The organism is Comamonas sp. (assembly GCF_036666375.1).
GTDB lineage: Bacteria > Pseudomonadota > Gammaproteobacteria > Burkholderiales > Burkholderiaceae_C > Comamonas.
This window is the reverse complement of the sequence record NZ_JAVWWA010000102.1, coordinates 1-10,056: the sequence shown is the minus strand read 5'-3', so window position 1 is coordinate 10,056 and position 10,056 is coordinate 1. Positions and strand designations below refer to the sequence as shown.

At 69.5% G+C, this 10,056-nt stretch carries 9 protein-coding genes; 8 read left to right on the top strand and 1 reads right to left on the bottom strand.

Annotated elements, in window-relative coordinates; all coding sequences use genetic code 11:
• The 7 genes from RR928_RS19970 to RR928_RS19940 form a co-directional block, all read left to right on the top strand.
• The coding region (locus RR928_RS19970; RefSeq protein WP_332539168.1) for an ABC transporter substrate-binding protein at positions 1–891 on the top strand (891 nt) is incomplete at its 5' end.
• Positions 888–1,781, top strand: a complete 894-nt coding sequence (locus tag RR928_RS19965) for an ABC transporter permease subunit (RefSeq protein ID WP_332539170.1) — start codon at positions 888–890, stop codon at positions 1,779–1,781. The genes RR928_RS19970 and RR928_RS19965, both read left to right, overlap by 4 nt.
• A gap of 4 nt (positions 1,782–1,785) precedes the next feature.
• A complete protein-coding gene (locus tag RR928_RS19960) occupies positions 1,786–2,532 on the top strand; it encodes an ABC transporter ATP-binding protein (RefSeq protein WP_332683926.1) in 747 nt (248 codons plus the stop codon).
• Positions 2,525–4,129 (top strand): FAD-binding protein, encoded by a 1,605-nt coding sequence (locus RR928_RS19955; RefSeq protein ID WP_332683924.1) that lies wholly within the window; start codon positions 2,525–2,527, stop codon positions 4,127–4,129. The genes RR928_RS19960 and RR928_RS19955 overlap by 8 nt, the downstream gene beginning before the upstream one ends.
• Positions 4,126–4,473: a ferredoxin family protein gene (locus RR928_RS19950; protein WP_332539173.1), complete on the top strand. Its 348-nt coding sequence runs from the start codon at positions 4,126–4,128 to the stop codon at positions 4,471–4,473. Before RR928_RS19955 ends, RR928_RS19950 begins: the two co-directional genes overlap by 4 nt.
• A gap of 27 nt (positions 4,474–4,500) precedes the next feature.
• Positions 4,501–5,613 (top strand): LLM class flavin-dependent oxidoreductase, encoded by a 1,113-nt coding sequence (locus RR928_RS19945; RefSeq protein ID WP_332549250.1) that lies wholly within the window; start codon positions 4,501–4,503, stop codon positions 5,611–5,613.
• Positions 5,614–5,615: 2 nt separating this feature from the next.
• The gene (locus tag RR928_RS19940) at positions 5,616–7,910 is read left to right on the top strand and encodes a molybdopterin guanine dinucleotide-containing S/N-oxide reductase (RefSeq protein ID WP_332683921.1); all 2,295 of its coding nucleotides are present in this window, start codon (positions 5,616–5,618) and stop codon (positions 7,908–7,910) included.
• A gap of 54 nt (positions 7,911–7,964) precedes the next feature.
• On the opposite strand, the gene RR928_RS19935 is transcribed toward RR928_RS19940, so the two are convergent.
• A complete protein-coding gene (locus RR928_RS19935) occupies positions 7,965–9,155 on the bottom strand; it encodes an MbnH family di-heme enzyme (RefSeq protein WP_332683919.1) in 1,191 nt (396 codons plus the stop codon).
• A 96-nt stretch (positions 9,156–9,251) separates the two neighbouring features.
• Between RR928_RS19935 and RR928_RS19930 the strand changes: the two genes are divergently transcribed.
• Positions 9,252–10,056 (top strand): hypothetical protein (locus RR928_RS19930; protein ID WP_332683917.1); only part of this gene is annotated, 805 nt, incomplete at its 3' end.

Sequence of the window (10,056 nt, the reverse complement as noted above, 5' to 3'; positions counted from 1 at the left end):
GATCTGCGCAAGGTCACGCTGCGCGTCGGCGACCAGACCGGCGCCTCGCAAGGCCTGCTGCGCGCGGCCGGTCTGCTGGACGGCCTGCCCTACAGGATCGAATGGTCCAACTACGCGGCCGCTGTCAATCTGCACGAGGCGCTCAAGGCCGACGCCACCGACATCGGCAGCGCCAACGACTCGCCTACCGTCAGCGCGATTGCGGGCGGATCGCGCATATTGGCGGTCGCGAGCTGGACCAACGGCGGCAAGGGTACCTCGCTGCTGGTGCGCAAGAACAGCGACATCAAATCGGTGGCTGATCTGCGCGGCAAGACCATTTCGCCGACGACGCGCGGCAGCGTGGCGCATTTCACGACCGTGGGGGTGCTCAAGGAAGCAGGCATTGCGCTGGATGACGTCAAGCTCGCATTCCTGTCGCCCACCGACGCCAGCGCGGCCTTTGGCGCGGGCAGCATCGATGCCTGGGCGATCTGGGGCATCTTTCGCGCGCGCACCGTGGGCGCGCTGGGCGCGCGCGTGCTGCACGACGGCGTGGGCATCAACAGCGGGCAATCGGTGCTCAGCGCCACGCGCAGCGCGCTGGCCGATGCGGGAAAGCGCGCGGCCATTGCGCACTATGCCCAGCTGACCGACAAGGCCTACGCCTGGGCGCGCGCCAACCCCGAAGCCTACATCGCCTGGTATGCGGCCTTCAGCAAGCAGGACAAGTCGGTCGTGGCTTCGCTGCATGAAGAAAACTCGGCCTATCGGCGCGTGCCCGTTGACGACACCTTTGTCGCGCGGCTGCAGCGCACCCACGCGGTCTGGCTGGACACCGGCGTGCTGCGCGGCCCCATAGACTTCAATCAATACGTCTACCGCGATCTGCCGATCGCCAGCGTGGCATGACTTCGCTGGAACTGACCCTGCCGCGCGCGGCCACGGTGCACGATCACGCGGTCGCGCCGCTGCCAAGGCCCACACCGGCCGGCGGCATCGAACTGCAGCGCATCGCTCCGAGTTCCACGCTGCGCCGCGGCGTGCCGCGCATCGTGCGCCGCACCACCGGGCCGGTGCTGCTGGTCGCGCTCTGGTATGCGCTGTCGGTGAGCGGAATGCTGCCTTCGGAAGTGCTGGCCGGGCCGCAGACCGTGCTGTCTTCGGCCGCCGCGCTGTGGGCTTCGGGCGAGCTGCCCGATGCCATCCTGATCTCGCTGCAGCGCACGCTGCTGGGCCTGGCGATAGGTGGCAGCGCAGGCATCTTGCTGGCCGTGCTGTCTGGCCTCACGCGGCTGGGCGAGGACCTGATCGACTCGGTGCTGCAGATGCTGCGCACCGTGCCCAATGTGGCGCTGATTCCGCTGCTGATCATCTGGTTCGGCATTGGCGAGGAACCCAAGGTCGCGCTGATCGCGCTGGCCACGGCGTTTCCGCTGTACCTCAATGTGTATGCGGGCATTCGCAACGTGGACCAGGCGCTGGTCGAGGCCGGCCGCACCCTGAACCTGTCGCCCACGGCCATGGTGATCCATGTGGTGCTGCCCGGCGCGCTGCCCAATGCGCTGGTGGGCCTGCGCTATGCGCTGGCGGTGTCGTGGCTGGCACTGGTGTTCGGCGAGCAGATCAATGCGACGGCCGGAGTGGGCTATCTGATGAGCACGGCGCGCGAGATGTTCCAGACCGATGTGATTGTCGTCTGCCTGGTGGTCTATGCGCTGCTGGGCCTGGTGGTCGATCTGGTGGTGCGCGCGCTCGAGCGCTTGCTGCTGGCCTGGCGGCCGGCGTTCAGCGGAGGCTGAAGGCATGGACAGCTCCACCCCCGCCGTGCGCGTGCGCGGCCTGACGCGGCGCTTTGGCGAACGCGCCGTCATCGACAACCTGGACCTGGACCTGCACGCCGGCGAGTTCGTCGCGCTCATAGGCCGCTCGGGCTGCGGCAAGAGCACGCTGCTGCGCATCCTGGCCGACCTGGACCACGACATCGCGGGCAGCGTCGAAGTCCCGCTCAGGCGCGCCGTCGCATTCCAGGCGCCGCGCCTCATGCCGTGGAAGCGCGTATGGCGCAATGTGGCGCTGGCCCTGCCCGGCCGGCCCGATCGGCAGCGCGCGCTGGCCGCGCTGGAGGAAGTGGGCCTGAGCCACCGCGCCGATGTCTGGCCCAAGGTGCTGTCGGGCGGAGAAGCCCAGCGCGCGTCGCTGGCCCGGGCGCTGGTGCGCGAGCCCGACCTGATGCTGCTGGACGAGCCGTTTGGCGCGCTGGACGCGCTGACCCGCGCCAAGGCGCAGGAGCTGGTCAAGGAGCTGTGGCAGCGCCACCGCTGCGCCATCCTGCTCGTGACCCACGATGTCGAGGAAGCCTTGCTGCTGGCCGACCGGGTGCTGGTGATGGACGAAGGCGTGATTCGCCATGAACTGCGGGTCGAACTGCCGCATCCGCGCGCCGTCGAGCATACGGACTTCAACGCCATGCGCGGCCAGCTGCTGGCCTGGCTGGGCGTGCGGCCCGCGCCGGCGGCCACGGCAGACATTGCCGAGGCCGTGCATGCCTGAAGACCGCATCGCGCTGCAGACCGACGTGCTGGTGATAGGCGGCGGCATGGCCGGAGCCTGGGCGGCCATTGCGGCCGCGCGCGCCGGCGCGGCCGTGATCCTGGTGGACAAGGGCTACTGCGGCACCAGCGGCGTCACGGCAACCGCCGGCCCGGGCCACTGGTGGGTCGCGCCCGATGCCAGGCCGCAGGCGATTGCCGCGCGCAGTCTCGCTGCCGCGGGTCTGGGCGATGCGCAGTGGATGGCGGCGGTGATCGATCTCACCTGGCGCGTTCTGCCCACGCTCGCCAGCCACTATGACTTTCCACGCGACGAAGCCGGCGCGCTGCAATACCGCGGCCTGCGCGGCCCCGAATATCTGGCCGCGCTGCGCCGCCTGGCGCTGGATCTCGGCGTGCGCGTGCTCGACCACTGGCCCGCGCTGGAACTGCTGCGCGCCAGCGACGGCGCGATCGCGGGCGCGCGCGGCCTGCAGCGCCAGCGCGGCAACGCGCCCTGGCAGATTCGCGCCGGCGCGGTGGTGCTGGCCACGGGCGGCACCAGCTTCCGCTCCCACCTGCTTGGCGCGCACAACAACACCGGCGACGGCTACCTGATGGGTGCCGAGGCCGGCGCCACGCTGTCGGGCATGGAGTTCACGGCCGCCTACACCGTCGCGCCGCTGCGCTCCAACATGACGCGCACCATGTCGTACGCCTATGCGAGCTACACCGATGCCGGCGGCCGGGCGCTGGACATTCCCGCGGGGCCCGACAACAGCCGCGCGCTGGCGCGGGCGCTGCTGCAGGGCCCGGTGTTCTGCCGCTTCGACCGCATGCCCGAACAGGTGCGGCAATGGCTGCCCACGATCTCGCCCAATGTGATGCTGCCGTTCGACCGCTGGGGCATCGACCCCTGGCGCGATCGCTTTGAAGTCACGCTGCACACCGACGGCACGATACGCGGCACGGGCGGACTGCGCGTGACCGGTGCCGACTGCGGCGTCGGCGTGCCGGGCCTGTATGCGGCCGGCGACGCCGCGACGCGCGAACTCGTGACCGGCGCCATCTCGGGCGGCGGCGCGCAGAACTCGGCCTGGGCGCTGTCGTCGGCGCACTGGGCGGCGCGCGCGGCCGCGGATTTCGCGCTGCGGCGCGGACCCTCGGCGTCGGCGCTGCAGCCGCTGGGCCAGGCCGGGCTGCGGCCCGCAAAGAACGCGCGCGCTGTCGATGCCCGCCAGGCCATTGCCACCGTGCAGGCGCAGATGCATCCCTACGAGCGCAATCTGTTCCGCACCGGCGCCGGGCTGCGCGCCAGCGCGCAGGCGCTGGAGTCGGCCTGGACCGAGCTGCGCGACCACGGCCGCGCAGCCAGCGATGCGCTGCGCCTGCGCGAAGCCGCAGCGCTCACGGCCAGCGCGCGCTGGTCGGTTGCCGCCGCGCTGCAGCGCAAGGAAAGCCGCGGCATGCACCAGCGCGAAGACCTGCCGGCCAGCGATGCGCGACAGGCACGCCGCCTGCAGATCGGCGGTCTGGAGCGCGCATGGGTGAGCCCCGACATGCAGACCCCTGCGGCCCCGCCCACGACACAGGACCAGCCACTGGCCAGCCACCCATGATCGAACTTGTTCTTGCCGATGCCTGCACCGCCTGCGGCACTTGCATCACCGCCTGCCCGGCCAATGTGTTTGACGCCGGCGCCGACGGCCGCCCGCACATTGCCCGCCAGGATGACTGCCAGACCTGCTACATGTGCGAGCTGTACTGCGGCGCCGACGCGCTGTTTGTCGCTCCCGACTGCACGGGACCCACGCCGCTGGATGCCGAACAGGTGCGCGCCGCGGGCCTGCTCGGCCAGTTCCGGCGCGACTCGGGCTGGGGTGAGTTCGCCGCCAGCCACCCCAACCAGCACTGGCGCATGGACCAGGTGTTTCGCATGGCGCGCGATGCGTGCGCCCCCTGACTTTCTTCCAACCCGGAGACCTCCAGCATGTCCCTTGAATTCATTGGCTACATCGGCACCCAGCTCAGCTCGGAAATCATCGATGCCCCGCGCTCCGGCCTGGACCTGGCGCATGTCGAGCACACCGCGCGCATCCACGAGGACGGCGGCTTCGACCGCGCGCTGATTGCCTTTCATTCCACCTCGCCCGAAAGCATCCTGGTCGCGCAGCATGCCGCTTCGGTGACCCGGCGCCTGGGCTTCATGGTGGCCCACCGGCCCGGCTTCACCCAGCCCACGCTGGCCGCGCGCCAGCTCGCGACGCTGGACGTCGTCACGCGCGGGCGCTGCGCGGTGCACATCATCACCGGCGGCAACGAGTTCGAGATGCGCCAGGACGGCAGCTTCATCGACAAGGAGGAGCGCTACGCGCGCAGCGACGAGTACCTGGAGATCGTGCGCAAGGCCTGGACCAGCGAGCAGCCGTTCGATCACCATGGCCGCTTCTACCGCTACGAGAAGGCGTTCTCCGATGTGCGCTCGCCGCAGAAGCCGCATCTGCCGGTGTACTTCGGCGGTTCGTCCGACGCCGCCATCGAGGTCGCGGGCAAGCATGCCGACGTCTATGCGCTCTGGGGCGAAACCCATGAACAGGTGCGCGAGACCGTGGCCCGCGTGCGCGCCGCCGCCGCGCGCCACGGCCGCAGCGTGCGCTTCAGCCTTTCGCTGCGACCCATTCTCGCCAGCACCGAGGCCGCGGCCTGGGCACGCGCCGAGACCATATTGGAGCAGGCACGCGAGATTGCCGCACGCAAGGGAAAGCTCGACAAGCCCGCGCCCGGCAACGTGGGCTCGCAGCGCCTGCTTGACGCCGCGGCCCGGGGCGCGCGCCTCGACAAGCGCCTGTGGACCGGCATTGCCGGCCTGCTCGGCGCCCAGGGCAATTCGACCGCGCTGGTCGGCACGCCCGAACAGGTGGCCGATGCGCTGCTCGACTACCGCGACCTGGGCATCAGCACTTTCCTGATCCGCGGCTTCGATCCCGTCGAGGACGCCATCGGCTATGGCCGCGACCTGCTGCCGCTGGCGCGCGCCCAGGCGCTGACCCGGCCCGATCTGTCGCTGCGCGGCGCGCCCCGGCCCGAGCCCGTGGCCGCCTGAACATGGCGTTCACCTCGACCCACTGGGGCAACTACCGGCCTGTAGTCCGCAACGGCAAGCTCACCGGCATGGAGCCCGCGCCCTGGGACACCGATCCTTCGCCCATAGGCCAGTCGATTCCCGGCGCCATCGACTCCCCCACGCGCGTGCGCCGGCCCGCGGTGCGCCGCGGTTTTCTGCACCCGGCCACGCGCCACGACAGCGGCGCGCAGCGCGGGCGCGAAGCCTTTGTCGAAGTGCCCTGGGACGAGGCGCTCGACCTGGTGGCGGCCGAACTGCGGCGGGTGCGCGACGCGCATGGCAATGGCGCGATCTTCGGCGGCAGCTACGGCTGGTCCAGCGCCGGGCGCTTTCACCACGCGCAAAGCCAGCTGCACCGCTTTCTCAACGGCTTCGGCGGCTATGTCTACAGCAAGGACAGCTACAGCCTGGGCGCGGGCCGGGTGCTGCTGCCGCACATCGTCGACGCCATGGACAAACTGCTGCAGCAGCACACGTCCTGGGAGGTACTGGAGCAGCGCTGCGAACTGTTCGTCTCGTTTGGCGGCCTGCCCGCGCGCAACACCCAGGTCAGCCCCGGCGGCGCCAGCGCACACGGCGTGCGCCCGGCGCTGCGGCGCATGGCCGCGGCCGGCCGCACGCGCTTCGTCAACATCAGCCCGGTGCGCGATGACATGGCCGAAGTGCCCCAGGCCCAATGGCTGGCGGTGCGCCCCGGCACCGACGTGGCGCTGATGCTGGGCCTGGCCCATGTACTCCTGGCGGAGAACCTGCACGACCGCGCCTTTCTTGCCAGCCACACCACGGGCTTCGAGCAGGTGCGCGATTACATCCTGGGCCACGCCGACGGCCAGCCCAAGACGCCGCGCTGGGCGGCCGAGCGCTGCGGCATCGCGGCCGAAGAGATCGTCTCGCTAGCGCGCCGCATGGCCGCTCAGCGCACGCTGGTCAACGTCGTCTACTCGCTGCAGCGCGCGCGCCACGGCGAACAGACCTTCTGGATGGCCGTGACCCTGGCCGCGCTGCTGGGCCAGATCGGCCTGCCCGGCGGCGGCTTCGGCCTGGGCTACGGCTGCATGAACTACATCGGCAGCGGCCAGACCAGTTTCTCGGGCGCGCGCCTGCCGCAGGGGCACAACGCCGTGGCGCAGTTCATTCCCGTGGCGCGCATTGCCGACATGCTGCTGCAGCCCGGCGCGCCCTTCGAGTACAACGGCGGCCAGCACCGCTATCCCGATGTGCGCCTGGTGTACTGGGCCGGCGGCAACGTGTTTCACCACCACCAGGACCTGAACCGCACGATTGAAGCCTGGCAGCGGCCCGAAACCATCATCACCCACGAGCAGTACTGGACCGCCCAGGCGCGGCACTCCGACATCGTGCTGCCCGCAACGACTGCGCTTGAGCGCGACGACATCGGCAGCGCCAGCAACGAGCGCTTCATGGTGGCGATGCAGGCGGCCATAGCGCCCGTGGGCGAAGCGCGCGATGACTACGCCATCTTCACGGGGCTGGCCCAGCGACTGGACTTCGCCCAGGCCTATACCGAAGGCCGCGACACCGGCCAGTGGCTGCGCCATTTGTATGAGAGTTCGCGCCCGCGCGCGCAGGCGCAAGGCATTGCCCTGCCCGCTTTCGACGACTTCTGGCAGGCCGGCCACTTCGACCTGCCCGCGCCGCAGCGCCCGGTGGTGCTGCTCGAGCGCTTTCGCGCCGATCCCATTGCCCACCCGCTGCCCACGCCTTCGGGCCGGATCGAACTCTACAGCGAGACCATTGCCGGCTTCGGCTATGACGACTGCCCCGGCCATGCGACCTGGTTCGCGCCGGAGATGGACAGCAACAGCCCCATCCACCTGCTGTCGGTCCAGCCCGCGACACGGCTGCACAGCCAGTACGACCATGGCGCCGTCAGCCGCGCCTCCAAGATCGCCGGCCGCGAGCCCATCACGCTCAACCGCGCCGACGCCGCCGCGCGCGGCATTGCCGATGGCGACGTAGTGCGGGTGTTCAATCGGCGCGGCGCGTTTCTTGCCGGCGCACGGCTGAGCGACGGCATTCTTTCGGGCGTGGCCCAGATCGCCACCGGTGCCTGGTACGACCCGGTGGATGCGCATACGCCCCACAGCCTCGACAAGCATGGCAATGCCAATGTGGTCACGCCCGACATCGGCAGCTCGCGCCTGGGCCAGGGCTGCGCGGCGCAGACCACAAGCGTGCAGATAGAGCGCTGGGAAGCACGCTTGCCGCCGATCACGGCTTTCGATCCGCCGCCCTTTGCGCCGGCGACGGCGTGAACGGCGTGCGCGCCCGGCCGCAAGGGCTTGAGCAGCCGTTGCCGGCCCGCTGTGTCATGGGCCAGGTGCCGAGAACGACGCGTTGTTCACGAACCCGCTGTCGGTCAGCGTGCGCAGAAACGCCACCAGATCGGCCTTGTCGGCATCGGAAAGCGTGATCTGCGAGATGCGCGCGTCCTTGTAGGGGTTGAGCCGGCCGTCGCCCGCATACAGCCCGTTGCCCACCTCGCGCCCGCCGGCCGCATAGAAGTCGAGCACCGCCTCGAGCGTGGCCATGCTGCCGTCGTGCATGTAGGGTGCGGTGAGTTCTATGTTGCGCAGGCTGGCGGCGCGGAACCTGCCCATGTCCTGCGCCAGCTGCGTGATCTCGAAGACGCCGCGGTTGGGCTCGGGATAGGCACCCGTACCGCCCATGTTGAACAGCCCCGTGTTGTGAAACCGCGGATCGCGCTGCACGCTGGCGGCCGTGCTGAACTGGTCGTTGAAGTTGGGACTGCCGTGGCATTGCAGGCACTTGGCCTGGTCGCTGAAGAACAGCTTCTGGCCGCGCATTTCCTGCGCCGTCAGCGTGATCTTGCCGGCCACGGACTGGTCGTAGCGGCTGTCGGCGGAAATCAGCGTGCGCTCGAACGCCGCGATGGCCTTGATGATGTTGTCCCAGTTGATGGGATCGGCCTCGTCGGCGAAGACGGCCTTGAAACCCTTCACATAGCTGGCATCGGCCTGAAAGCGCGCCAGCACTTCCTGGCGATTGCCGTCGTTCACGCCCAGCTCGACCGGGTTGGTGCCGAAGATAGGCGTGCGCATCTGCTGCTCGAGCGTGCGCTCGTTCGGGTTGGCCCAGTTCAGCGTGGTGCTGAAGGCCACGTTGGCCAGCGGCTGCGCATTGCGCGGATGGACCTCGCCGGTCGCGCCGCGCGAAAGCGCGCGGTTGTCGGTGAACGCGCTGGCCTGCGCATGGCAGCTGGCGCACGACTGCGTGCCATTGCCCGAGATGCGCGGGTCATGGAACAGCGCGCGGCCCAGTTCCACCTTGGCCTGGCTCATGGGGTTGTCGGCGGGAACCAGCGGCGCGGAAAAGCCGGCGGGCAGATTCCATTGCCAGGTTTCAGCCACCGGCGGCGTCTGCGGCGGGTTGCTGGAAGCATCGGACGAGGAGCCACCGCCGCAGGCCGCCAGCAGTGCGCAGGCGGACCAGAGCGCCGCCGCGGCCATTGATTTCTTCTTCTGGATAGTGGGTCTCATACAGGGGATCGGGGGTGGTTCCGGCATAGCGCTATTCATTTATATAATAGCGCTTTCATCCCCTGCGACAGCCCAGCAAAAGTCAGAGAGAAGCACATGCATATGAATTTCGGCACCGGCTCCCATCGAATCGCCAGCGGCCTGCGCCGCCTGTTTGTGCTGGGTGCGGCCAGCGCGTTGCTGGCGCTTTCGCTTTCGGCCTGCGGTGGCAGCGATGACGACATCGATCGCGGCCCGACGACCATCAGCCTCAATGCCAAGCTCAACGGCGTGTACTGGGACCCTGACGAATCGCGCCTGTATGTCACGGACGACAGCGCCAACAACATCCGTTCATGGGATGGCGACAAGAACTTCCCGGTGTTCGCGGCACTCACGCCCGCCCCCACCAGCGGCGCGACGCTGGGCCAGCTTACGCGCACGACAGACGGCACGTTCTACACCACGCGCTTCGGCTTCGGCACGGACGGCGCGGTGATCGCCGTGACCAAGGACGGCAAGGCCGTCAACCTGTCGGGCACCGACGCGCTGCGCCGGCGCATAGGCATCACCACCACGCCGGATGGCGGTCTGATTGACGGCTGGTTCATCAAGGGCGCCAGCGGCGCGGTGAGCGAACTGAGCGTGAGCGGCGACAAGGCCGTCGAGCGCGAAATCATCACCGGCCTGGGCAAGCCCGTGGGGCTGGCTGTGGCGGGCGACCAATTGTTCGTGAACGATCAGAACACCGGCAGCATCCTGTCGTACTCGCTCAGCCAGGTGCGCAAGCAGCCTGCGACGCTGGCCCAGGGCAAGCTGCTGGCCACGTTCACCACGCTGGACGGCATCGATCTGATGACCGCCGCACCCGATGGCAGCCTGTTCTTCGGCGGCAGCGGCGGCCGGCTGTTCCGCATCGACG